The sequence below is a fragment of the Bradyrhizobium sp. SZCCHNR2028 genome (genome assembly GCF_032380995.1).
Taxonomy (GTDB): domain Bacteria; phylum Pseudomonadota; class Alphaproteobacteria; order Rhizobiales; family Xanthobacteraceae; genus Bradyrhizobium.
The window spans coordinates 1-24,067 of the sequence record NZ_JAUHJF010000012.1 but is presented as its reverse complement, the minus strand read 5'-3'; the positions used below and the strand labels follow the sequence as shown (position 1 = coordinate 24,067).

20 protein-coding genes are annotated in these 24,067 nt (G+C 65.9%); 7 read left to right on the top strand and 13 right to left on the bottom strand.

The features are described 5' to 3' along the window. Nucleotides 1-138: 138 nt before the first annotated feature. The 4 genes from QX121_RS19300 to QX121_RS19285 form a co-directional block, all read right to left on the bottom strand. Nucleotides 139-1,065 (bottom strand): ABC transporter permease, encoded by a 927-nt coding sequence (locus QX121_RS19300; protein WP_315812784.1) that lies wholly within the window; start codon nt 1,063-1,065, stop codon nt 139-141. A gap of 3 nt (nt 1,066-1,068) precedes the next feature. Further along, the gene (locus tag QX121_RS19295) at nt 1,069-2,178 is read right to left on the bottom strand and encodes an ABC transporter permease (RefSeq protein WP_315740201.1); all 1,110 of its coding nucleotides are present in this window, start codon (nt 2,176-2,178) and stop codon (nt 1,069-1,071) included. Continuing rightward, nucleotides 2,175-3,284 carry a BMP family ABC transporter substrate-binding protein gene (locus tag QX121_RS19290; protein WP_315740200.1) on the bottom strand — a complete coding sequence of 370 codons (1,110 nt, stop codon included), beginning with the start codon at nt 3,282-3,284 and terminating at the stop codon, nt 2,175-2,177. Before QX121_RS19290 ends, QX121_RS19295 begins: the two co-directional genes overlap by 4 nt. A gap of 420 nt (nt 3,285-3,704) precedes the next feature. After that, nucleotides 3,705-3,860: a hypothetical protein gene (locus QX121_RS19285; protein ID WP_315740199.1), complete on the bottom strand. Its 156-nt coding sequence runs from the start codon at nt 3,858-3,860 to the stop codon at nt 3,705-3,707. Between the two features lie 224 nt (nt 3,861-4,084). Here QX121_RS19285 and QX121_RS19280 point away from each other — a divergent pair, with 224 nt between their 5' ends. Further along, entirely contained in the window at nt 4,085-5,053 is a 969-nt protein-coding gene (locus tag QX121_RS19280) for an SDR family NAD(P)-dependent oxidoreductase (RefSeq protein ID WP_315774235.1), read from the top strand. 170 nt (nt 5,054-5,223) lie between these two features. Here the strand turns inward: QX121_RS19280 and QX121_RS19275 are convergent, their stop codons facing one another. The 3 genes from QX121_RS19275 to QX121_RS19265 form a co-directional block, all read right to left on the bottom strand. Continuing rightward, a complete protein-coding gene (locus QX121_RS19275; RefSeq protein WP_315740196.1) occupies nt 5,224-5,700 on the bottom strand; it encodes a GcrA family cell cycle regulator in 477 nt (158 codons plus the stop codon). Between the two features lie 87 nt (nt 5,701-5,787). Beyond that, the gene (locus QX121_RS19270; RefSeq protein WP_006614936.1) at nt 5,788-5,985 is read right to left on the bottom strand and encodes a hypothetical protein; all 198 of its coding nucleotides are present in this window, start codon (nt 5,983-5,985) and stop codon (nt 5,788-5,790) included. A gap of 1,002 nt (nt 5,986-6,987) precedes the next feature. Then, entirely contained in the window at nt 6,988-7,929 is a 942-nt protein-coding gene (locus QX121_RS19265; RefSeq protein ID WP_315812783.1) for an acetamidase/formamidase family protein, read from the bottom strand. Between the two features lie 130 nt (nt 7,930-8,059). Between QX121_RS19265 and QX121_RS19260 the strand changes: the two genes are divergently transcribed. Further along, entirely contained in the window at nt 8,060-8,848 is a 789-nt protein-coding gene (locus QX121_RS19260; protein WP_315812782.1) for a YdcF family protein, read from the top strand. Here the strand turns inward: QX121_RS19260 and QX121_RS19255 are convergent. After that, a complete protein-coding gene (locus tag QX121_RS19255; RefSeq protein ID WP_315812781.1) occupies nt 8,845-10,692 on the bottom strand; it encodes a tetratricopeptide repeat protein in 1,848 nt (615 codons plus the stop codon). The two genes, QX121_RS19260 and QX121_RS19255, sit on opposite strands and share 4 nt — an antisense overlap. A gap of 186 nt (nt 10,693-10,878) precedes the next feature. On the opposite strand from QX121_RS19255, the gene QX121_RS19250 reads away from it, so the two are divergent. Next, a complete protein-coding gene (locus QX121_RS19250) occupies nt 10,879-11,664 on the top strand; it encodes a DUF169 domain-containing protein (protein ID WP_315780298.1) in 786 nt (261 codons plus the stop codon). A gap of 120 nt (nt 11,665-11,784) precedes the next feature. Further along, nucleotides 11,785-12,963, top strand: a complete 1,179-nt coding sequence (locus tag QX121_RS19245) for a saccharopine dehydrogenase family protein (RefSeq protein WP_315812780.1) — start codon at nt 11,785-11,787, stop codon at nt 12,961-12,963. Here QX121_RS19245 and QX121_RS19240 read toward each other — a convergent pair. The 3 genes from QX121_RS19240 to QX121_RS19230 all read right to left on the bottom strand — a co-directional run bounded on the left by QX121_RS19240 (nt 12,960) and on the right by QX121_RS19230 (nt 17,135). Continuing rightward, entirely contained in the window at nt 12,960-14,231 is a 1,272-nt protein-coding gene (locus QX121_RS19240) for an O-antigen ligase family protein (protein WP_315812779.1), read from the bottom strand. The genes QX121_RS19245 and QX121_RS19240 overlap by 4 nt on opposite strands. An 87-nt stretch (nt 14,232-14,318) precedes the next feature. Continuing rightward, entirely contained in the window at nt 14,319-15,848 is a 1,530-nt protein-coding gene (locus QX121_RS19235; RefSeq protein WP_315780293.1) for an undecaprenyl-phosphate glucose phosphotransferase, read from the bottom strand. A 153-nt stretch (nt 15,849-16,001) separates the two neighbouring features. Further along, nucleotides 16,002-17,135, bottom strand: coding sequence for a glycosyltransferase family 4 protein (locus QX121_RS19230; RefSeq protein ID WP_315780317.1), 1,134 nt, complete (start codon nt 17,133-17,135; stop codon nt 16,002-16,004). A 364-nt stretch (nt 17,136-17,499) separates the two neighbouring features. Here QX121_RS19230 and QX121_RS19225 point away from each other — a divergent pair, with 364 nt between their 5' ends. After that, nucleotides 17,500-19,770: an exopolysaccharide transport family protein gene (locus QX121_RS19225; RefSeq protein ID WP_315812778.1), complete on the top strand. Its 2,271-nt coding sequence runs from the start codon at nt 17,500-17,502 to the stop codon at nt 19,768-19,770. Here QX121_RS19225 and QX121_RS19220 read toward each other — a convergent pair. Next, a complete protein-coding gene (locus QX121_RS19220; protein WP_315812777.1) occupies nt 19,767-21,011 on the bottom strand; it encodes a GNAT family N-acetyltransferase in 1,245 nt (414 codons plus the stop codon). The two genes, QX121_RS19225 and QX121_RS19220, sit on opposite strands and share 4 nt — an antisense overlap. Before the next feature lie 272 nt (nt 21,012-21,283). Between QX121_RS19220 and QX121_RS19215 the strand changes: the two genes are divergently transcribed. Continuing rightward, complete coding sequence (locus tag QX121_RS19215) at nt 21,284-22,345, top strand: polysaccharide deacetylase family protein (protein WP_315812776.1); 1,062 nt, start codon at nt 21,284-21,286, stop codon at nt 22,343-22,345. On the opposite strand, the gene QX121_RS19210 is transcribed toward QX121_RS19215, so the two are convergent. Continuing rightward, nucleotides 22,346-22,567 (bottom strand): DUF2842 domain-containing protein, encoded by a 222-nt coding sequence (locus QX121_RS19210; protein WP_315711497.1) that lies wholly within the window; start codon nt 22,565-22,567, stop codon nt 22,346-22,348. 102 nt (nt 22,568-22,669) lie between these two features. Between QX121_RS19210 and QX121_RS19205 the strand changes: the two genes are divergently transcribed. Then, a complete protein-coding gene (locus QX121_RS19205) occupies nt 22,670-23,749 on the top strand; it encodes a COX15/CtaA family protein (protein ID WP_315812775.1) in 1,080 nt (359 codons plus the stop codon). The last annotated feature ends 318 nt before the right edge of the window (nt 23,750-24,067 follow it).

Below are 24,067 nucleotides of genomic sequence, written 5' to 3'. Positions count from 1 at the left end.
ACGCTCCTCACCATGAGGGTGGGCATGTTGCCGCGCAGAGACTCCTCATCCTGAGGAGGCCGCCGAAGGCGGCCGTCTCGAAGGATGGCCGCGAAGGAAGTGCCCGCTCCAACTTCTGTCCTCATGGCCAACTACCTGTCACCGCGTGATGGACAGCTCGGCCGGTGCGCCGCTGAGGGTGCGCTTCGGGGAGCAGGTGATGATCATGATGAGAAGCGTCAGGATGTAGGGCGCGGCGTTGAACAAATGATAGCCGGAGGTGACGCCGACCGATTGCAGCGCCGGTCCGAGCGCGGCAGCACCGCCGAAAGCCAGCGAGGCCCACAGGCACAGCATCGGGTCCCAGCGTGCGAAGATCACGAGCGCCACCGCCGTGATGCCTTGTCCCGACGACAAGCCCTCGTTCCAACTGCCGGGATAGAACAGCGACAGGAACGAGCCGCCGATGCCGGCGAGGAAGCCGCCGGCCATGGTGGCGCGCAGTCGGATCATCAGCACCGAATGGCCCATCGCCCGCGCCGCGTCGGCGCTCTCGCCGGCGGTGCGGATCAGGAGGCCCCAGCGCGTGGTTCGGAATGCCCACAGCAACAGCGGCGCGAGCACGACGCCGAGCAGGAAGAGGACGTTGATGCGCAAGGCCGCACGCACCTGCGGCACGTCGCTCCACCAGCCGAAATCGATCGCCGGAAGCCGCGCCGCCGTCGGCTCGATCAGCGGCTTGCCGAGGAAGAAGGCGAGGCCGGTGCCGAACAGCATCAAGGAGATTCCCACCGCGACGTCGTTGACGCGCGGCAGCGAGCAGATGCCGGCGTGCAAGGCCCCCAGCAGCGCGCCGGTGAGGCCGGCGGCGAGCACGCCTGCCCACGGCGATCCCGAGAGGTAGGAGATGCCGTAGGCGCTCATTGCGCCCATTACCAGCGTGCCTTCGAGGCCGAGATTGATGCGGCCGGAGCGCTCGGTGATGCATTCGCCGAGGCTCACGAACAGGAAGGGCGTGGAGACGCGGATGGCGCCGCCGAGCACCGCGAGCGGCACGGTCCAGAGCCCGATATTGCCGTCAGCCATGGATCACGACTTTCCCTTGAGGAAACCGATGCGGCCGTAGAGCGCGTCGCTCGCCAGCACCGAGATGAAGAGGATGCCCTGCAGCACCAGCACCGAGGCGTCGGGCAGGCCGAGCCGGCGCTGCAGCAGTCCGCCCGACGCATTGATGCCGCCGAGCAGGATCGCGACCGGAATGATGGCGAGCGGATTCTGCCGTGCCAGGAACGCGACCAGAATGCCGGTGAAACCGTAGCCGACGGCGAGATTGGCGTTGGTGCGGCCCTGCACGGCGGCGACCTCGACCATGCCGGCCAGCCCGGCGCAGGCGCCGGCGAGGAAGCAGACGGTGAGGATCAATTTGCCGACCGACAGACCGACGATCTTGGCGGCGCGGATGTTGCCGCCGGCGACGCGCGCGGCAAAGCCGAAGGTGGTGTGGTAGATCAGCCCATAGGCCGCGATGGCGGCAATCAGGCCGAACACCAGGCCCCAGTGCACGTCGGTGCCGGGAATGCTGCCGATCATGTTGGCCGCGCCGATCTCACGCGTCGACGGCTTGTTGAGGCTCGCCGGATCGCGCATCGCGCCTTCGACGAGATGATTGAGGATCGCGAGCGCGATGTAGACCAGCAGCAGGCTCGAGATCGTCTCGTTGACACCACGATACTGCCGCAAGGCCCCGGACAGCAGGATCCACAAACCGCCGCCAGTCATGCCGGCGATCACCATCGCGATCTGCACCACGAGCGGCGGCATGCCCTGCAGCGCCAGGGCCGCCGAGGTCGCCGACAGCGCGCCGATCAGCAGCGCGCCTTCGCCGCCGATGATCACCATGCCCAATTGCGCGGGCAGGGCGGTGCACAGCGCCGTCAGGATCAAGGGAGCTGCCCGCGTCAGGGTGTTCTGCCAGGAGAACCAGGTGCCGAAGGCGCCGTAATACATGTACCAGTAGAGATCGAGCGGGTTCTTGCCGAACAGCGCGACGAAGATGCCGAACACGATGAGCGCGGCGACAAGCGCCGCGCCCGGGATCAATATGTACTCGATGCTCCCGCCGTAACGTTGCAGGAAACCTGCGTCGGCGGCCGGCGCGATGGCGGCCGCATCAACCGGATCGGCCGCCTCTGATGTCACGACGTGGCTCCGATCACGCCCTCGACCAGGTAGTCCATCTTCTCGAGCTCAGGATCCTTCTGGCCGCGCTCGGTCCCGGCGGTGATCACGGTGTTGCCCTTGTTGTCCTTGATCGGGCCCTTGAAGATGGTGTAGCCCTCACCGAGGAACTTGCTCTTGATTTCGTCGGCATGCTTGCGTGCCTGCTCGGAGACCGCCTCGCCATACGCCGAGATCTTGACCACTTCTTCCTTGAGGCCGCCGCGATAGAAGTTCGGGATGCTCTCGCCAGCCTGGAGCATCTTGACGAATTTCGGATACAGCGCTTCCCAATTCCATTCCGCGCCGGTCAGATACGCCTTGGGCGCCAGTGGCGACTGGTTGACGTGATAGCCGGTGACGAAGGCGCCGCGGCGCGCGGCATTCTCCACCATCGTCTTGGGGCCGTCGACATGGCAGGTCAGGACGTCGACGCCCTGGTCGATCAGGCTGTTGGTGGCCTCGGCCTCCTTGACCGGCATCGACCAGTCGCCGGTGAAGATCACCTGCGTGGTGGCCTTCGGGTTCGCGAGCTGCGCGCCGAGCGTGAAGGCGTTGATGTTGCGCAGGACCTGCGGGATCGGCTTGGCCGCGACGAAGCCGAGCTTGCCGCTCTTGCTCGTATAGCCGGCGACGATGCCGGCGATGTATTGCGCCTCATCGATATAGCCGAAATAGGAGCCGGCGTTCTTCGGGTCCTTCTCGCTCCACAGGCCGCCGCAGTGCTCGAAGCGCAGCTTCGGATACTTCGCGGCCATCTTGATCATGTGCGGATTGTAGTAGCCGAACGAGGTCGGGAAGAGCAGGGTGGCGCCGTCGAGATTGATCATCGACTCGATCGTCTTCTCGACCGCGTCGGTCTCCGGCACCTTCTCCTCTTCGATGACCTTCAGCCCAGGCAGCTTCTTCAGCGCCGCTGCACCTTGCGCATGCGCCTGGTTGTAGCCGTAGTCGTCGCGCGAGCCGACATAGATGAAGCCGATCGTCGTCTCCGCCGCGAAGGCCGGCCGCAGGCCGGCGGCTGCGCCGAGCGTCAGCGCCGCGCCACCCTGCAACAGATGCCGTCGTGAAATCCTGCCAAAGTCCATTGGTGAGCTCCCTCGGCGGGTCGATCCGCCCGCGCTGTCATCACGGCTTCACCGGCACGGCGGAGCCTCGAAAGGGAGTGATCGCAAGCTTTGTGCCAGCGGCGTGCGGGCAGGCAGGCGCACCAAGTCGTTGAAATAGCGCCATTTTGCAGATGATCGGAGCTTAGGCAGACGAATTCCCTGCTCGGTTTCAGCCTATAAAATAATCAATCGACTTCAATTGTATGCAATGAGTTCGGCCGCGTGGTACCGGCGCCAACCGTGCCCGCGAGCCGGAGGCTGCGACGCGGCGGCGGCCGCCAGCTCAAAGCGAGGCAGAACGAATGTCGCAGTGAGGGGGAGCGGTGGCGCAATCGTCCTCCGCAGGCTGTTCGCCGGTGAGCGAGCCCTTTTCATATCTGCTGCAGACTGTCTGGGGTCTCAGATCCCGAGCAGCCAGACCGCGACGATGGTGCCGATCACAGCGAGCCCGCTGATCGTCCAGCCCGTCACATAGGCGCCGTCGTCCGATCCCGCGGGATCGACCATCGTGTCGCGCCAGCCTTCCTCCTGCCAGTGCCCCTGTTGGTACGCCATGCGAACCTCCTCGAGCCTGCCTCCCCGTGGGATAAGTCGGACACCCCTTGGAAAGGTTCAACCCCAAGCTGAAATCTTCGTTGCGTGCGCTGCAACGCAAATCCCCGACATCCCCTCTGGTCAGGCCCGCGAAACGACCTAAGCTCGGGACGCGTTCCGCGAAGAGAACGAGGAAGTGGCCGGGCGGCAGGGCTGCGCCCGCAGTAGGGAAGGAAGAGCATCTGATGAAGGATTTCGCCGGCAGGATCGCCGTGATCACCGGAGGCGGCACGGGCATGGGCCGCGAGCTTGCCCGCCAGCTCGTGGCCGAGGGCTGCAACGTCGCGATGTGCGACGTCTCGGTCGAGGCGATGGCCGAGACCAAGCGGCTGTGCGAGGCCGAGAAGCTGCCGCAGGGCCTGCGCGTCACCACCCATGTCGCCGACGTCTCGATCGAAGCGCAGCTCCAACGCTTTCGCGACGAGCTCGCCGAGCAGCAGGCCACCGACAAGATCCATCTGCTGTTCAACAATGCCGGCATCGGCGGCGGCGGCAGCCTGTTCACCAACAGCCGCGAGCAGTGGGAGCGCACCTTCAACATCTGCTGGGGCGGCGTCTATCTCGGCGTCCGCACCTTCCTGCCGATGCTGCTGAAGGCGGACGAGGCGCATATCGTCAACACCTCGAGCGTCAACGGCTTCTGGGCCTCGGTCGGCATGGGCGTCTCGCACACCGCCTACAGCGCCGCGAAGTTCGCGGTGAAGGGTTTTACCGAAGCGCTGATCAACGACCTCCGCCTCAACGCGCCGCACATCAAATGCTCCGTGGTGATGCCCGGCCATATCGGCACCTCGATCGTCTCCAACTCGCGCAAGGTGCAGAGCGGCACCGAGTCCGACGAGCTCAGCGAGACCGAGATCATCCTGGCCCGCCAGCGCATGCAGGGCATGGGCATCGACGTCGCCGCCATGAGCGACGCCGACATCCAGGCTGCCGCCCGCGAGCGCGCCCGCAGCTTCCTCGAGGACGCCCCGACCACGGCGGCGCAGGCCGCCAAGATCATCCTCGACGGCGTCAAGGCCGAGCAGTGGCGGATTCTGGTGGGCGAGGACGCCAAGCTGCTGGACTTGCGCGTCCGCCAGTCGCCGGAGCAGGCCTACGAGCCGGAATTCTTCCAGCGCTTCGCGCAGGAGGCTGGGTGGAAGCTGGGGTAGGGCAGGTCCATTGGTGTAGTTGGGACGGGATCTCTCGCCCCGAGACGGTGAGCTCCCCTCCCCCTTGCGGGGAGGGGAGACGAGGCCGCCGCGCCGTCCCCGCAAAATGCGGAGACTAGGCAAAGCGTGAAAGCCATTAGGCCCGTAGGATCTTTGCTACGCCGCCCTCATTACCGCGACGACGCCACCCGATACGCCATTCGCGTATGGCTGGGGCAATACGGCAAGCCCTCGATCGGCTTCGACCCGCAGAAGCAGAAATCGTCGGCGCCGGGCGTCGAGATCGGCCAGCGGCAGCGTTCCTTGGAGAGCTCGAACAGCGAGCAGCCGTTCACGACGGTGCCGACCGGCTCCTCGACAATCACAGGCGGCGGGTCGTTCTGCACCGCGCGCAGGATGCGGCGGCGCAGCTTTGGCACGGGACGGCGTGCGCCATCGCGTGTCGTCTCGGCGCGGACCACGCGCCTGGAATCGCCGCCATTGTCGCGCGTCAGTGCCAGGCGGGAGATCTTGCCGATCACGGCGTTGCGGCTGACGCCGAGCTCGGCGGCGATCTCTCGGCAGGTCAGCCCGGCCTCAAAGTGCTGCTTCAGGGCCTGGAGCCGTTCCTCGGTCCAGGTGGGGAGTGTCTGTCGTTCGGCGGGCATTGTTGTCGCTTCCAAGTTTGATCCGTCCTGGATCGTCCTGGCCGACGGCTGCACCGAAAACTGTTGTCCGCGTTGCGTGTCCCTAGCTTACGCCCGTCCGTTGTCGCGAATCGACAGCAGCCCATCCTTGATGGCGAGCCGGATGCCTTCTTCAATCAACGTTCTGCAGACACCCGGAACGCTGGTGCCGTGGGTTCCCTGTTTCACGAGCTTTTCGAGATAGCCGATGGTTGCCAGGGCTAGGGTTACGGGGATGCGGTCAGTTTCGGCTTTTTCCGTCGCCATGCCTAAAAGCTAGTCCGTAACCGGTGTACAGAAAAGTAACTTTTTAGACTCTATTAGGAATCTAATAGGTTGTACAGCGGCTTGGGGATAACTGGTTAAGGTATTGAATTTTATGGAAATATGACGGACCGGGCCGGTCGCGACGGTGACTCTCCGCCCGCTCGGCGAGTCCGGGGCCGGAATCCGACGGCGAAGCACGGGTCGAGAAGATTCGCGTGAGCCGCGGTGCCCGATGGTCTCTTCAACCACCGTCGTGCGGCGGTGCCTGGTTGGGGGACCCTGGCTGAATTTTCCGCAGAGCGGGCGGCGGCCATCGCGGTCACTGCGAAAAAAATTCGTCATTCCAGAAATGATGCTTTCGCTTTTCCGGAAATTGTGCTTTAGTGTCGCCATCCCGCCTCAGCCGGAGGGGCGTTGCGCGCGATCGTCACGACACGCGAGGCGGGGAGCGATGGCCGCGATGGAGCCGCAGCGTGTCCTTATGGTCGCGCGGACGAACGGCTCGGCGCGGACGTGAAGTCGCAGCGTGCTGACACCCCGATGCTGGTGTCCCCGCGGTGGTACGCGAAAGCGCATCATCGCGTATGGTGGCCAACAAGCCCGGCGCACCAGGCAGACTGCGTATAAGCGTGAAGACCATCGCGCAGGGAAGGCCGGGCGTTTCTCGGCTGCACCTGTGGTACCTGCCGCCTGCATTTTTTCTCGCAGGCGGGCCGCGGGCGTCAGCCGACGCCTGGCCTTCCCTGCGCCCTCCGACCTTTCAGAGGGTGAGATGCTGCAGCATGACCCGGGCAGGATCTGCCGCGGCAGCGCGACGTCACGCGTCGTTCGATGCGCTCCCTCGCGCGGCATCAATGGCGTCGTCCCCGCGAACGCGGGGACCCATAACCCCAGGGAGCAGTTGGCTTGCGCAAGTCCAACCACCTCTCGTCAGGACTTGGCTCGGTGGTTATGGGTCCCTGCGTTCGCAGGGACGACAGCAGTGTGTTTGGCCCGACGCTCTCACCCGTGCACCACCGCCTTCGCGATCATGCAATGAATGCCCTTGGAGCCATTGACGGTCTGGGTCACCCGCAGATCGGCGGCGAGGCTGCACAGCGTGTAGGCGTCCTCGCGCGACAGATTGCGCTTCTCGCCCAGCAGCACGATCATGTCGCGCAGCGCCCGCACCACGCATTGGTCGAGGTCGGGGTCCATCGCCATCGTCATGTAGTGCGTCGCCGTCTCGGCGCGCGGATAGTCGAATTTGAGATCCTTGCGCACGGTGAGACGGAAACGGCCCTGCAGCGCGGTCTCGATCGCGGTGACGCAGACCTCGCCGTCGCCCTGCACGCCATGGCCGTCGCCGCAGGAGAACAGCGCGCCTGGCACGAACACCGGCAGATACAGCTTGGCGCCCGGCCTAAGCTCCTTGTTGTCGAGATTGCCGCCCATCGCCCGCGGGATCAGCGATGTGATCCGGCCCCAGGCCGGCGGCGGCGCCACGCCCATCACGCCGAAGAACGGCGCCAGCGGCAGCTCCAGCCCCCACGGCATCTTGCCGACCATCCTGGTCTTGTCGAGTGGGATGTTCATCAGCCGGCTCTCGTGGAAATCGTCGGGCAGGGTGCCGGCCAGCGGCCGGATGAAATTGTAGCCCCAGTCCTGCCGCAGCTGGACGTCGAGGATGTCGACCTCGAGCACGTCGCCGACCTCCGCGCCCTTGACCGCGATCGGGCCGGTCAGGATGTGGCCGGGCACCATGCGCTCGCTCTTGGCGTGAACCTCGAACAATTCCGGCGGAACGTGGAATTTGCTGGTGTCGGGCACGACGTCGGGCCCGCCGCTGATCGAATCGATCGTGACCTCGTCACCGCTGTCGATCGTCAGCACCGGCTTCAGCCGGGATTCGAAGAAGCCCCAATGGCAGGTCTCGGGGCTCGCGTGCAGATGGTGATGGGCCATGGTCCTCTCATTCGTACCGGTTCGGGACCGAGCATAGCGCATCTGCTGGCCGCCGCAGAGAGATGGCGACGCATGGCGGCTGTCGTGTATGAGGGCGGCCGTGGCACCTCACCCCGCGCCGGAGCTCGCAATGTTCTTTGTCCTGTCGAAGACGCTCGGCCTGCTGGCACTGCCGACCAATTTCATGATCGCGCTGGGCCTGCTCGGCGCCATCCTCATGCTGACCCGGTTTACCGTGCTCGGCCGCAGGCTCGTGGTCTCTGCCATGCTGCTGCTGGCGATCGTGGGCCTGACGCCGCTCGGCAGCCTCATGCTCTATCCGCTGGAGAGCCGGTTTCCGAAATGGGACCCGGCGAGCGGCGCGCCGGACGGCATCATCGTGCTTGGCGGTCCCGTCGATTCCGACCTGTCGGTCATGTACGGCATGCCGGTGACGGTGGCGGGCGCCGACCGGGTGATCCAGGCAGCCGCGCTGGCGCGGCGCTACCCGAATGCGCGCATCCTGTTCACCGGCGGCAGCGCCAACCTGATCGCGACAGAGGCCAAGGAGGCCGATGTCGGCGCCGAGATCCTGCTCAGCCTCGGCGTGCCGAAGGAGCGGCTGTTGCTGGAGCGGCAGTCGCGCAACACCTACGAGAATGCGATCTTCTCCAAGGCGATGATCTCTCCGAAGCCGGGCGAGCGCTGGCTGCTGGTGACCTCGGCCTATCATATGCCGCGCTCGGTGGGGCTGTTCCGCAAGGCCGGCTTCCCGGTCGAGCCCTATCCCGTGGACTGGCGCGTCGGCCGCGTGCTCGACTTCGACGGCATCTCGCTGCTCGGACTGCGCCGCGCCGACATCGCCGTGCGCGAATGGGTCGGGCTCGTGGCCTACCGCCTGCGCGGCCGCATCGACGATCTGTTTCCGGGACCGGCCTAGGCAATCGTCTTGCTGAAGCCCGCCGCCTTTGCCGCCAGCTCGCCGCGCACGCGCTCGACGACCGGCTCGTAGCGGCAGCTCGCGTCCTGCCGGAACAGCCGCGCGCTCGGATACCACGGGCTGTCGTCGCGATCGCGCAGCCAGCGCCAGTCGGCGAGATGGGGCAGCATGATCCAGGTCGGACGTCCCAGTGTGGCGGCGAGATGCGCGACGCTGGTGCACACGGTGACGACGACGTCGAGGCAGGAGATCAGCGCCGCGGTCTCGACGAAGTCGGTCAACTCGACGGTGAGGTCGCGGATGCCGCTCTGCTGCGCCAGCACGGCCTTGTCGGCTGGCCGCAGCTCTTTTTGCAGGCTGATGAAATCCGCCCCGAGATCGAGCAGCGGCAGCAGGGTCGCAAGCGGCATCGAGCGGTTGCGATCGTTGCCCTGATGCGGATTGCCGGACCAGACGAGACCGACCCGCAGCCGGTCATGCGCTCGGAGCCGCCGCTCCCAGGCCGCGATGCGCTCGGCCGGCAGTGGCGGGAGATAGCTTGGCGGTGGAATGGTATCGAGCGTGGTGCCGAAGGCCAGCGGCAGGCTCATCACCGGGCAGTGCATGTCGAAGACCGGCCGCTTCAGGTCCGGTGCGTAGGCGAGGCATTGCGTCACGCCGTCGATGCCGGCCATCAGCGGCCGCAGCGCCTCCCGCACCACCAGGATCACCTTGGCGCCGCGCGCGGCGACCATCGGCACGTAGCGGGCGAACTGGATGGTGTCGCCGAAACCCTCGTCCTCCTCGATGAGGAGGGTCTTGCCGGCGATGTCCTCGTGGCCCAGCCATTTGGACTCGGCAAAGCGCGGATAGTCGATCGAGAAATCCGGCATGGCCCAGCGGGCCTCGCGCCGGGCCCAGCCGGAGACGAAGTCGCCGCACTGCAGCTCGATATGCGCGAGCTGCCACGCCGCCTTGGGATGATCGGGGACGAGCGCGAGAATCTGCCGGTAGACGGCAGCAGCATCCTCGAAACGCAGGAGCTGCAGCAGCGCAAAACCCTTGTTGAGCAGCACCTCGACGAAGTCCGGCCGCAACGCCAGGGCCTGATCGAACCACGGCAGTGCCTCCGCGCTGCGGCCGAGACAGACAAAGGCATCACCGAGATTGTTGCAGACCATCGGCTCTGTCGGCGCCAGCGCATGCGCGCGTTCGCAATCGGCCAGATACTCGTCGTAGCGTCTGAGCTCGCGGAGGCATCGGGCGCGCATCTGCAGCGACTGCAGGTCGTCCGGCCGCTGCGTCAGGCATATCGTGAAGGCTCGGGCGGCTTCCTCATAGCGCTGCTGCTGATGCAGCAGCAGGCCGCTCTGGAACGCAGCCTCACGGTGGGCGGGATCGATCGTCAGCGCGTGCTGATAGCTCAGCAGCGCCTCGGCGCCGCGGTCGAGCGCCAGCAGTACGCCGCCCATATGCTTCCACAATTCGGCATCGTCGGGCTTGAGCTGGATCGCCTTGTCGAACACCGCGAGCGCATCGTCGAGCCGGCCCATCTGCTTCAAGGTGAAGCCGAGGCTGGTGAGATAGTCGATCTTCGGCGTTTGTCGGATGGCCCGCGAGAACCACGCCACGGCGTGGTCGTGCTGCCCGGTCTGCAGCGCGACGATGCCCAGCAGCGCGAGGCTGTCGGCGTGGTTCGGGTCGGCCGCCAGCGCCTGCTCGCAGCACATCTGGGCATCGAGCAGCTGGCCGGCGCCGAGGTGATGCAGCCCGGCCTCGTAGAGCGCGGCCGGCGACAGCACCGGCGCTCCGCCGGGGCCGGCCTTCGCGCTTGTCGCGCCATCTTTCCGGTCGCGCTGGCTCATCGCGGGGCCCTGTCCGAGGATCAAAAATTCATAAGTGATTCTAGGGACATCGAGAAGGATCATGGTATGGCGTGCGAGCGCGTCGCGCAGAAATACTGGCCTCGGCCGGTGCAAGGCATTAACAAGCGCCCGACATCGAACGCACGGATCGCGCCATCCGATGGGTGCGGCAGAGGGGAACGCCACATGCAACAGCCGAGCGCGCCGGACAGGCTGGATCTGGTTGCCATGGTCGCCGATCTCAACAACCTGCTGCGGCTGAAGACGACCGTCATCGGCATCAAGATGTTCGCCCGCGTCGCCGACATGGAGGCGGTGGAGAAGATCCGCCGTCCCAACGCCGTGCACACGACCGACCAGATCGTCAGCATGGCCGCACGGCTCGGCTGGACCGTCGGCATCACCGGCGACGATCTCGTCGGCGCGCAATGCCGGGCCGTGATCGGACTCGGCCCGCAGGACGAGACCTGGCTCAAGGGCGAGAACTATGTCGGAGTCTGGCACGGCACGGCCGAGGATGCGCGCAAGCGGCAGGAGGCGCTCGACGTCGTGCCGTTCGGCCGCTACCAGGCCATGGCGGTCAGCCCGCTTTCGAGCGGCCGGCTCGATCCGCCGGACATCTGCCTCGTCTATGCGACGCCGGGACAGATGATCATCCTGATCAACGGCCTGCAATATACAGGCTACAAGAAGTTCGAATGGGGCGTCGTCGGCGAGACCGCCTGCGCCGACTCCTGGGGCCGCGCGCTGAAGACCGGCGAGCCGAGCCTGTCGCTGCCGTGCTTCGCCGAGCGCCGCTATGGCGGCGTGCCGGATGAGGAGATGTTGATGGCGCTGAAGCCGGCCGATCTTGCCAGGGCGATCACCGGCATGAAACAGCTCGCCAAAAACGGCCTGCGCTATCCGATCGCGCCCTATGGCATCCAGAACGACGTCCGCGCCGGCATGAGCGTGTCGTATGGGAAGAAATAGGTGATCGTCATTGCGAGCGCAGCGAAGCAATCTTTCTGCAGAGACAGTCTGGATTGCTTCGTCGCAAGCGCTTCTCGCAATGACGGAGCAACTGATTTGCAGCAGATCTAGGAAACAAGAATGACGTCATCCAAATTCGACATCATCGTCTATGGCGCCACCGGCTTCACCGGTCAGCTCGTCGCTGAATACCTGACCACGCAATATCGCGGCGACAGCTCGCTGCGCTGGGCGATGGCCGGCCGCAGCCTCGGCAAGCTCGCCGCAGTGCGCGATGCGATCGGCGCGCCTGCGGACACGCCGCTGATCGCGGCCGATGCCTCGGACCCGGCGTCGCTGAAGGCGATGGTGGCGCAGACCAGGCTGGTGCTGACCACCGTGGGTCCGTATCAGCTCTATGGCAACGAACTCGTCGCCGCCTGCGTCGAGACCGGCACCGACTACGTCGATCTGTGCGGCGAGCCGGTGTGGATGCGGCAGATGATCGACAAGCATCAGGCCACCGCCGAGAACAGCGGCGCGCGCATCGTGTTCTCCTGCGGCTTCGATTCCGTGCCGTTCGAGCTCGGCGTCTACTTCGTGCAGCAGCAGGCCAAGAAGGTGCTCGGCGCCGCAGCGTCGCGCGTGAAGGGCCGCGTCCGCGGCATGAGCGGCACGCTCTCGGGCGGCACCGCCGCGAGCGCCAAGGCGACCTTCGATGCGGTCGCCAGGGATCTGAGCCTGGTATCGATCCTCAAGGACTCGTTCGCCCTGACGCCCGGCTTCAAGGGCCCGAAGCAGCCGTCCGGTAACAAGCCGGTCTATGAGGAGGATCTGCAGTCCTGGACGGCACCGTTCATGATGGCGTTGATCAACACCCGCAACGTCCACCGCTCCAACATGTTGATGGGTTTTCCCTACGGTCAGGATTTCGTCTACGACGAAATGGTGCTGACCGGCCCGGGCGAGAAGGGCGAGGCCAACGCCAAGAAGGTGATGGCGGCAAATGCCGAGAAAACCGGCCCCAACGCGCCGAAGCCGGGCGAGGGTCCCTCGAAGGAGGAGCGCGAGAACGGCTACTACAATCTTCTCTTCGTCGCGATCGCCCCCGACGGCCGCCAGGTCCGCGCATCCGTGAAGGGCAACCGCGATCCCGGCTACGGTTCGACCTCGAAGATGATCAGTGAATGCGCCGTCGGCCTGCTACGCGACGGCGCCGGCGTGAAAGGCGGGTTCTGGACGCCGGGCGCTGCGCTCCGCGACAGCCTGATCAAGCGGCTGGTGGATAATGCCGGGCTGACGTTTGCGGTGGAGGATTAAGAGGTGATGTGCGCACCGGTCCCTGCGGATCGGTTCGCTTCGGCCTGATGGGCGCGCGTGGCGGCGATCATGCCCCACATCGTGCCGAGCATCAGGAAGAAGTGCCGCCAGTGGTCGGTGTCGATGATGAAGCTTTCGCCGACCGTGCCGAGGAATGCTGCGAACACCGCGATGTAGGTGCGCTGCCAGGGCACGCGCACGAACAGATAGCGGAAGCCGAGAATGACAGTGGTGAACACCAGCGCGGGATAGCAGATGCCGGACAGCCAGCCGCCCGACATGAAGGCGTTCAGATAGGAGTTGTGGGTGTCCTCGGGGAAGTAGTTGTGGAACTGCAGCGGCCCGATCCCGAACGGCAGGTCGAGCGCCATGTCGGCGCCGAGAATGTGGCGTCCGAAGCGTCCGAACCGGCCCTCGTCATAGCTCTGGTCGAAGCTTGCCCGCTGCTTGAACATGTCGGCGATGGAATCGATGGAGAGCAGAACGCCGATCAGGACGATGCCGGCCACGGCGGCGGCCAACGTCATGAAGATGATGCGGGAGCGCTCGCCCCGCGTCTGGCTGGTGAGCACCATCGTCGCCAGCATGAAGGCGGCGGTGAGGACGAGGCCGCCCCAGGCCGCGCGCGAGAAGGCGAGCAGGATGGCGAGCGCCATCACGCCGAGCGCAAAGCTGGCGCGCAAGGTCGCGGCGAAGCGGGCGGTCACGGCGTTCTGCAGCGCGAGCAGCGCCGGCAGGATCAGGAACGCGCCGAGCACGTTCGGGTCCTTGAAGGTGCCGCGCGCACGGCCATACAGGGTGAGGAGATCGTATCCACCCGGCACCAGATGGAAATAGCCGGCGACGCCCGCGAGGGCTGCGATCGCGCCGCCCATCACGAGACCGCGGCGGAGCATGTCGAGCCGCGCTTCTGTGTCGTCCGACGTCAGCATGGCGATGAAGATCGCCGTGAAGGCCATGTACCAGGAGGTAGCGATCCAGGTCGCGATCTTGGAATCGTCGAGCAGCGGTATGGCGCTGATCGTGTAGCCGAGATTGACCAGGACCAGCAACAGCAGGAGCGGCAGGAATACGAGGCGCAGCCTCATGCCGGTCGCGAAGAACACCGCGGCGGAGGCGAGCGTGACGAGCTCATAGGGGCTCGGTTCGATGAACACGATGGCGCCGGAGACCCCGACCAGCCAGACCAGCGCACGCTGCAGGGCGACGACGCCCGGAGGGGCGATCGGCCTCGATGCGAACTCTCCGGCTGCCGCCGTCATGGCCATCGCGAACTCACACTCATACGCAACGCATGGCGGGATCGGCCAGACACACGCGCGAAGCGGGCGTGTGCCCGCTCCGGATCCCCGATATCAATAGGCGTTCTCGCTCTTGGTCATCAGCGCCAGCGGCGTCTTGAGCAGGATGTAGAGGTCGAACAGCACGGACCAGTTCTCGATGTAGTAGAGGTCGAACTCGACGCGCTTCTGGATCTTCTCCTGGTTGTCGATCTCGCCGCGCCAGCCGTTGATCTGCGCCCAGCCGGTGATGCCGGGCTTGACGCGGTGGCGGGCGAAATAGCCGTCGACGGCCTCGTCGAACATCCGGTTCTGCAATTGGCCCTGCACGGCGTGCGGCCGCGGACCGACCAGCGAGAGGTTGCCCTTGAACACCACGTTGAACAGCTGCGGCAGCTCGTCGAGGCTGGTCTTGCGGATGAAGCGGCCGACGCGGGTCACGCGCGGATCGTTCTTGGTGACGACCTTGGACGCCGTGGGGTCGGCCTGGTGGTGATAGAGCGAACGGAACTTGAAGACGTCGATGCGCTCGTTGTTGAAGCCGAACCGCTTCTGCCGGAACAGCACCGGCCCCGGGCTGTCGAGCTTGATCGCGAGCGCGACCAGCGCCATCACCGGAAGCGCAAGCAGCAGGATGAGGCCGCCGACCAGCCGGTCGAACAGCATCTTCATCACCAGGTCCCAGTCGGTGATGGGGGCCTCGAACACGTCGAGCGTCGGGACCACGCCCAGATAGGAGTAGGAGCGCGGCCGGAAGCGCAGCTTGTTGGTATGGGCCGAAAGGCGAATGTCGACCGGCAGCACCCACAGCTTTTTCAGCATGTCCAGGATGCGGGTTTCCGCCGAGATCGGCAGCGCGAACAGCACCAGGTCGACGCGGGTTCTGCGCGCGAACTCGACGATATCATCGACCTTGCCGAGCTTCGGCGCGCCAGCGCAGGTCTCGAGCGCGCGGGAATCGTTGCGGTCATCGAACACGCCGAGGATCTCGATCTCGGAGTCGTCCTGCGCCTTCAGGGCACGCACCAAGTCCTCGCCGCTCTGGTCGGCGCCGACGATGATGGTCCGGCGATCGAGGCGTCCTTGTCTGGCCCAGCTGCGGATGAGGTTGCGCAGCACGACGCGGCTCGCGATCAACGCGCCGAGCCCCACGAAGAAGAACGCGGCGAGCCAGAGACGGGAGACTTCGTTGCCGATCTTGGCGAAGAAGGAGAGCCCGATGAACAGCAGGAAGACGAAGCAGTAGGACGAGATCATCCGGGTCATCTGCCGCACCTGGGCGCGGAAGACCTGGATTTGGTAGATGTCGGCGGCCTGGAAGCACACCACCGTGGTCACGGCCAGGCCGAGAATGGCAACGAGATACTCCCAATGGAAGCCGCTGAGCGGAACCACGTAGCCGAAATAGATGACGCTGCCGACGACGCTCAGCAGCACGAAATCGATGATGCGAACGATGCCGGCGAGGACGATCGGAGAGTAGGCGCGGTGAACCTTCTGATTGGCGACCGCGAGGGCCGCCGGCGACAAGCGGCGGCGCCGTTCAACGGCCGGCCGTCCGGCCGCGGCGGTCGATGCGGCCGTCGCCGCAGCAGCATCCAACATCGAGCGAGCGTTGATCGGTTCCACAGTCGTACAAGCCCGGATTATGTTTGTTAGTATTTGTGGTCATGTAAGCGCTGATAGCGCCGGGGGAAATTCCCCACCGGCGGGATTAAGGGCCAAATCGGAAGAAACGGTTAGCGATGGTAAATGACGTCAGGTCTTGGTAAACGCCTCGCGATAGCTGTTGAGCACGCCATCGACCATCGCTTTCTGTGAGAAATGCTGGAAGACCCGCTCGCGCAGCGCCTTGGCGCGCAGTTGCGTGGTAGCCGGATCGTCCAGTGCGGCAGCGATTGCGTCGGCCAGCGCGGTCGCGTTGCCCGGCATGAACATCGCGTCGTCGTGCGGTCCGAAGATCTCAGGGATGCCGCCGACTCTCGCTGCGATCATCGGAACCCCGGCGGCTCCCGCCTCGATCACAACATAGGGCATGGAATCGCCACGCGAGGGAACGACGAGCAGCCGCCCTTTCGAAAATCCGTCGCGGGCCTTCACGTGGCCGATGAAGCGTACTGCGGCCGCAAGACCGAGGCGTTCGACCTGAGCCTTGAGTTTCGTCATCTCTTCGCCGTCGCCGCCCAAAGTCAGCGTCAGCGGGCGGCCACGGGAGCGCAGCTCCGCGACGGCATCGATCAGCAGATCCGTGCCCTTGATGTGCCTGAACTCGCCGACATACGCCAGGTCGGTCTGGTCCCGGGCTGGTGCGATCGGGTCGAACTCGCCTGCAGTGACACCGTTGAAGACGCAATTCACCAGTCCCTGAGGATGGCCGATCATGCGCTCATAGGTATCGCGGGCGAATACGCTCTCGAACAGGAAGAGGTCGGTCCGGTTCATCAGCGCACGTTCAAGCCGGCCATACAGCGCGCCTTTGAACGTGTCGCGTGGGTAGTGCAGCGAACCGCCGTGAGGCGTGTAGATGCGGATCGTTCCTGGCCGGTGCGGCAGCAGGCGGACGAATGCGCCGGCCTTGGCGCCGTGGCCGTGCAGAACGTTCGGGGCGAGTGTACGGGCGAGTCGATAAAACCGTCTCAGTGCCAGAATGTCGCTCGGCCAAGGCTCCCGATGAATGGGGATGCGGTGCACGCCGAGTGTCAGGCGAGGCGCGATCTGGGCCAGCGCGGCATCGGCGCGTTCGCCGCCGGTCAGGCTGTCCGCGATGATGCCCACGTCGTGCCCGTGATCGACCTGACCGTTGGCAAGGTCGAGGATATGCCGAAAGATGCCGCCGACGGGAGCTCTGACCGCGTGAAGGATTTTGAGAGGTTTGTTCTGCGACGGTGCCATGTCGAACTCGCCCGCGCCCTCGGCTTGCGCTTGGTTTTGCCAGGCGCCGCTGCGCGAGCTGATCTGACGACTGGCGGATAGCGGAAGCACGGGCGCCTCTCGTCGCTGAATATCGATAGCTCCAACCTCGATAGAGGCTTGATGGTTAACAAAGTCTCACTTGTCGTCACTACCAGGCAAGCTCGCACCAGCATTGTGACGATCTGGCGCAAGCTCACGTGTTGCGAGCAGCATATGGCGAAGGATGACGATTGTTCGATAGGGCGAGGTTGCAGGCGCTCCGGTTAACCCGTCAGCAACCTTAATAGAGTGTAATTGTACCACGTATGGTGGCGGCGTGGCGCGGGTCTCGCGGGAGTGGATAATGCGGTTGGCGTTCTGGCGTGCCGGCAAGAAGACACAGGTTGACGGAGCCTCCGCCCGACCTGTGACAGGCTCGCCGTCGTCGGCGGAGCCCGGCCCGGCCGGCGATCTCGACATCCGGCTGGTTGGTCGTGCCCTGGCGCGAAAGCGTGGCTTCATCCTTCTGCCCACGCTGCTCGCTCTCGTTCTGTCGATTGCCGCAGTCAACATGATCACACCGCGCTACAAGTCCGAAGCGCGGATTCTGATCGACGGCCGCGAGAACGTGTTCGTGCGGCCGAACGGGGAGCGCACCGAGGAGCGGACGGCGCTCGATGCCGAGGCGGTCACGAGCCAGGTGCAACTGGTCCTGTCGCGCGATCTGGCCCGCGACATCATCAGGAAGAACAAGCTGGGCGAGCTGTCAGAGTTCGATCCCGTGCTGCGGGGCGTGTCGCCGCTGAAGTCGGTCGCGGCGATGATCGGCCTCGTGAAAGATCCGCTCGCCATGACGCCGGACGAGCGCGTCATGGACGCCTATTACGAGCGCTTGACCGTTTACGCCGTGGACAAATCGCGGGTGCTCGTCGTCGAGTTCCAGTCGCAGGATCCGGCGCTTGCGGCGCAAGTCGCGAATTCGATCGCGGATGGCTATCTCGTAGTTCAGCAGAATGCCCGCCAGGCGCAGGCGAAATCGGCCAGCCAATGGCTCTCTGGGGAGATCCAGGGGCTGCGCAGGAAGGTCGAGGAGGCGGAGTCGCGGGTCGAGGAGTTCCGCGCCAAGTCGAATTCGTTCATGGGGACCAACAACACGTCGCTGTCCAACCAGCAGATGGGCGAGGTCAATACCCAACTCAACAATGCGCGCGCCTTGAAATCGGATGCCGAGACCAAGGCGCGGCTGATCCGGGAGATGCTGCAGAGCGGCCAGCCGATCGAGGCGTCCGAGGTGGTCAACTCGGAGCTGATGCGCCGGCTGTCCGAGCAGCGCGTGAATCTGCGCGCGCAGCTCGCGGAGCAGTCGTCGACGCTGCTCGACAATCACCCTCGCATCAAGGAGCTGAAAGCGCAACTGGCTGATCTCGACCGCCAGATCCGCGACGAGGCCGGCAAGATCTCGCGTTCGCTCGACAGCGACGCGCGCATCGCCGACGGGCGGGTGCAGATGTTGAGCCAGAGCCTCGATCAGGCCAAGAAGCAGGCCACCTCCACCAATGGCCTCGATGTCCAGCTGCGGGCGCTGGAGCGCGATGCGAAGTCGCAGCGCGACCTGCTGGAATCGTATCTCGCCAAGTACCGCGAGGCGAACACCCGTGAGTCGCTCGACACCCCGCCGGCGGATGGGCGGATCATCTCGCGGGCGGTGCTGTCCAACACGCCGGCGTACCCGAAGAAGCTGCCGATCGTGCTGATCGCCACATTGGCGACCTTGATGCTGACCTCGGGCGTGGTCATCACCGGCGAGCTGCTGCGTCTGACCGCGCCGCGCCCAGCGAGCCAGATCCCAGCGGCGAGCGCGATGCCGGATGTCATGGTGCTCGCGGCCCGGGTCGAGCCGATGATCGCGGCGCCCATGGTCGCCGCAGCGCCGGCCGTTGCCGCGTCGGCAACGACTGCAGCGGCGCGTCCCGCCGCGGTCGTGCCGCCAGCGGTGGCCGCCGTCGCGCCCGAACCGGTCAAGCCGCCGCCGATGAACGAGTTCGAGCAGCTCGCATCCGATCTGCTCGCCGCGGGAGAGGGCGCCCGCAAGGTCACCGTGCTCGGTACGGCCGGCGGCGAGGCCGTCACGTCCACCGCGCTCGCGATCGCGCGCACCATGGCAGCGCAGGCGCGCGTGGTGCTGGTCGACCTCGCCGGCAGCCCGCAACTGCTTGCAGGCGTGTCGGTCGATCCGGCCGCGCCCGGCCTCATCGAGCTGATGCTGGGTGAGGCATCGTTTGCGTCCATCATCACCAAGGACCAGGCCTCGCGGCTGCATCTGGTCAACGCCGGCCGCCCCGGCGCCGACCGCAGCCAACTGCAATCGCCGCGGCTCGCGCTCGCGATCGATGCGCTGCTGCGCGTCTATGACCACGTGCTGCTCGACGCCGGCAACGCCTCCGACCTGCCGGCCGAGCTTTTGACCGCGGGCGCGCGCGCCATCGTCGTGCCCGATCCCAACATGTCTGCCGACGCACGCAGCCAGATGAGCGAGCAGCTGCGTGAGGTCGGCTTCGGCGCCGTCACCATGCTGAAGGCACCGGTCGGAGGCGCCAACCGCAACCAGCCGGGGCCGCGCGGCGTCGCCGCCTAGTCTCCGGCCTTCTCGTCGGCCTTTTCGTCCACCTGGGCGGCGCCGCCACGCGATTGCAGCGCGCCGCGCAGCTGCTGTGCCAGACGGAACAGGGCAGGGCTGTGCTTGACGGCATGCTTGGCCCGTCCGACCGCAGCCATCGTCGTTGCGGCGACGCGGCCCCGCGCGGTCAACGGCATGAAGCTGTCGAAGATCGGCTCGTCATCCTTGCAGAACATCCGCTTGTAGTCGTCAGATCCGATGCCGAGATCGAGGGCGCGAAAATCCTCTCGCGCGTAATGATCGATGATCGAGCGCATCAGGATCAGCCCGGGGCTCCAGCGCGCATTCTCCGACAGCGTGTAGGTGTTGAACATCATCGAGAAGCGCGCCCCGTCGGCTACGCCGGCAAACAATGCGATGATCTCGGCATCGCAGCGCAGCGCGTGGATATCGATGGCGCGATGCCCGCAATCGAGCTGTGCCATGCAAGCGCTGCGCACGAAGGCCTCGACACCGGGCTCGGCGAACACGTTCGGCAGCCTCTGCTCGGCCATGCGGATCGGCTTGGTGCGGAAGAACCAGTCGAGCAGCTCGGCGATCTCGGCGTCGCTGCTCGCGACCACGTAGCGATAGCCGGGCAGCGCCTGCAGCTTCTTTTCCTTGCTCTTCAGCCGCTTGCGAAATGAATTCGACAACAGCGCCGTCGGCGCCGCCCCCGGCGGCATCAGCAGCACCGGACAGTCGTTCACTGACGGCTGGTGCGGCCATTGCGCCAGCGGATTGGCGAGATCGCGCCAGCGCTGTGGCTGCTGGGTCAAGGCGAGCACGTCGACACCGCCGCGGTCGCGCAACCCTGCGAGCAGGACGTCGAGATCGCCGGCGCTCGCGCGAGTGGCGAATTCGCGATCCATCAGCGGCATGTTGAAGGTCGCGTGCTTGCCGCCCATGAAGGTGGCGATGCGGACGCCGCAGGCGTGCCGCAACGTCAACGGCAGCAGCAGCAGCGGGCGTTGCTCGGCATCACGCCCGATGACGATGAAAGGCGTCGCATGCTCGCGCGCGCCGACGTCGCGCTGCCATGCGCCGAGCAGGTCGAAGCGTTGGTAGGGCGTCGAGACATGTTCGGGGACTTCGAGCGCGCGCCAGACCGGCTCGGCGGCAGCCAGATCGGACACGATGTCGATCCGCGCGAGCCCCGACGGCAGTCGCCGCGCGGGCGCCCGCGCCGTCCGGCTCTCGATCACGGCGGCCATGGTCATCGCGCAGCTCGCGTTGTCGTGGAATTTTGTTGCTTGTCGGGAGACCCTCGCAAAGAAGTCTCAACAAAAGGTAATGGCAATGACTTCGTCCCAAATCGGGATTGGCACAAACAAAGACCTGTTCAAATCGGCATCGGCCAAGCGATCTTGACGGCGGATGATCGCTATCATGGGATGGCGGCGACCATGACGCGATCGCGCCATGGTCTGACAGCATCAGGTGGGCGCCGCCGGTTTGGTTTCAAGTGGGATTCGGGGAAGGGGCGCGGGAATTGTCGTCGGACAACAGGTGGCTGCGCAGCGCCCGGCTCGAGCTGGCCTATTTCAGCGGTCGCACGCTGCTCGCGTCGCGAGCCACAGCCGGCGCCGGTGCCGTGCTGCGGTTCGAGCGGGTGCGGCCGCGGCGCAAGGGCGCGTTCCAGCCGCTGAAATGCGCGGAGATCACGCCCGTCTTCCTCGACAAGGTGATCCGGGCGCTGAAGCGCTGGGGCTATGACATCGTCTCGCTCGACGAGGCCTGCGACCGGTCGGTCCGGCTGCCCGAAAGCCGTCGCTTCGCCTGCCTGAGCTTCGACGGCGCCTCCAAGGACGTGATCACGCATGCCTATCCTGTGCTCGCCCGCCACGGCGTGCCGTTCACCATCTACGTGCCCTCGGCCTTCCCCGATGGGCTCGGCGAGGCCTGGTGGCTGGCGCTGGAGGCCGTGATCGCGCGCGAGGCCCGCATCAGCCTCGTGATCGAGCATCGGGAGCAGCGCTTCAATGTGTCCACGACGGCCGAAAAATACGAGCTGTTCGCCCATCTCGCGGGCTGGCTGCGCAAGCTGCCTCCGGCCGAGCTGTCGATCGCGATCCGCGACCTCTGCGCGCGCCATTCGGTCGATCTCGCCGCCCTGAGCCGCGAGTCCTCGATGGACTGGACCGACATCGCCCGTCTCGCCGCCGACCCCAACGTCACGATCGGCAGTGCCACCGTGCATTATCCTGTCCTCGCCAATCTCCGGGATGCCGACGCCCAGCGCGAGATCACGATGGGCATGGCGGTGCTGGAGACGGCGCTGCGGCGACCGGTCCGGCACATGGCGTATCCGTTCGGCGATCGCTATTCGTTCCGCCGCAGCGACGTCGTGCTCGCGGAGCAGGCGGGCTTCGTCAGTGCGGCTTCCGCCATCGGCGGCGTCGTGCAAAGCGAGGGCCGCACCAGCCTGCACATGCTGCCGCGGATCGCCTGGGACGGCCGCTCGCGCTCGCTGCGCGCCTTGAAGGTGCTGATGGCCGGCATCACCCTGCCGCGGGAAAAATCCGCGCCGCAGCCGAAGCTCGATCTCGGCTGATCAGCCCTGCTGCCGCTCCGGATCCGGGCGCAGCATCCAGCTCACGATCGGCATCGCCGGCAGCACCCAGCCCATGCCGACGACGACGTAATAGACCGCCTGCAGCCAGCCGGAGTTGGCGATCAGAGGGAATTGCGCCATCACCATGCCCATCATCGACCAGGCGAAAGCGAGCAGGAGCAGCGCGACGGCGCCGATCAGTTTGCGGGTGCGGATCGTCATGACGGGATTGTCGGCCTCGGCTGGGGGCGGCGCGGCTTGCGCGCGATTTCCCCAGGATTATAAGGGCCTGTCAGCCCCGGTTCAATCGAGCGCTCAACGTCCATGACCACGGTTCCCCGCACGACAGATCTCGCCGCGATCCGCATCTGGCTGCTCGTCGTGGCCGGCCTGATCGCGCTGATGGTGCTGGTCGGCGGCGCGACGCGGCTGACCGAATCCGGGCTCTCGATCGTGGAATGGAAGCCGGTCACCGGCACCCTGCCGCCGCTGTCCGAACAGGCCTGGACCGACGCCTTCGAGGCCTACAAGACCATTCCGCAGTACCGGCAGATGAACACCGGCATGTCCCTGCACCAATTCAAGACCATCTTCTGGTGGGAGTGGAGCCACCGGCTGCTCGGCCGCGTCATCGGCATGGTCTATCTGCTGCCGTTCTTGTGGTTCCTGTGGCGCGGCGCCGTGTCCGGCCCGCTCGGCCGCAGGCTGTGGCTGATCTTCAGCCTCGGCGCGCTGCAGGGCGCGGTCGGCTGGTGGATGGTGGCATCCGGCCTCACCGAGCGCACCGAGGTGGCGCCGGTCCGGCTCGCGACGCACCTCGCGCTGGCGCTGTTGATCTTTGCGTCGATCGTCTGGACCCTGCGCCGGCTTGCGTCGCGCGAGGAAACCGCGGCACCGGCGCGGCTGCGGCTCACCGCGTGGATGCTGGTCGGCGTCACCTTCGTGCAGCTTTATCTCGGCGCGCTGGTCGCCGGCCTGCGCGCCGGCCTCGTCTACAACACCTGGCCGGAAATCGACGGCGGCCTGATCCCGAAGGCGGCCAATCTGTGGATCCATTCGCCGTGGTGGATCAATCTGTTCGAGAACGATCTGACGGTGCAGTTCATGCATCGCATGACCGCCTACACGCTGCTGGCGCTGGCCGCGTGGCACGCCTTCGACGTGATGCGCGCCGGCGCCGGACGGGCCATGGTGCGTGGCGCGCACCGGCTGCTCGCCGCGATTTTTGTGCAGGCGGTGCTCGGCATTCTCACCTTGCTGGCGCTGGTCCCGATCTCGCTGGCGCTGTTGCATCAGGGCACGGCCATCATCGTGCTGACCTTCGCCGTGCTGCAGGCCGAGCGCCTGTCGCCGCGGCGTGTCGCTGTTGTCGTCGTGCCGCAGGCGGCGGTCGCTGCGGGGTAGGTGGGGTAGAGTTTCTCTTCCGTCATTGCGAGGAGCCGAAGGCGACGAAGCAATCCAGAGTCCCGCGCGCGACTCTGGATTGCTTCCGCCTTCGCTCTTCGAGCTTCGGCGGACAAGTCGCTTCGCTCGCAATGACGTGGAGACATCAGTTTTCATCCTCGCGCGCTATCGCGCCGAGCTTTGCCGATCGTTTCACCCTCGAAAACACGCGAGGGCGCGGGGAAGGCCGGATGCCTGGCCGGATCGGGATAGGGGGGAGTCTCGCGACTCCACCCCTCCCACACCACCGTACATACGGATCACGTATACGGCGGTTCG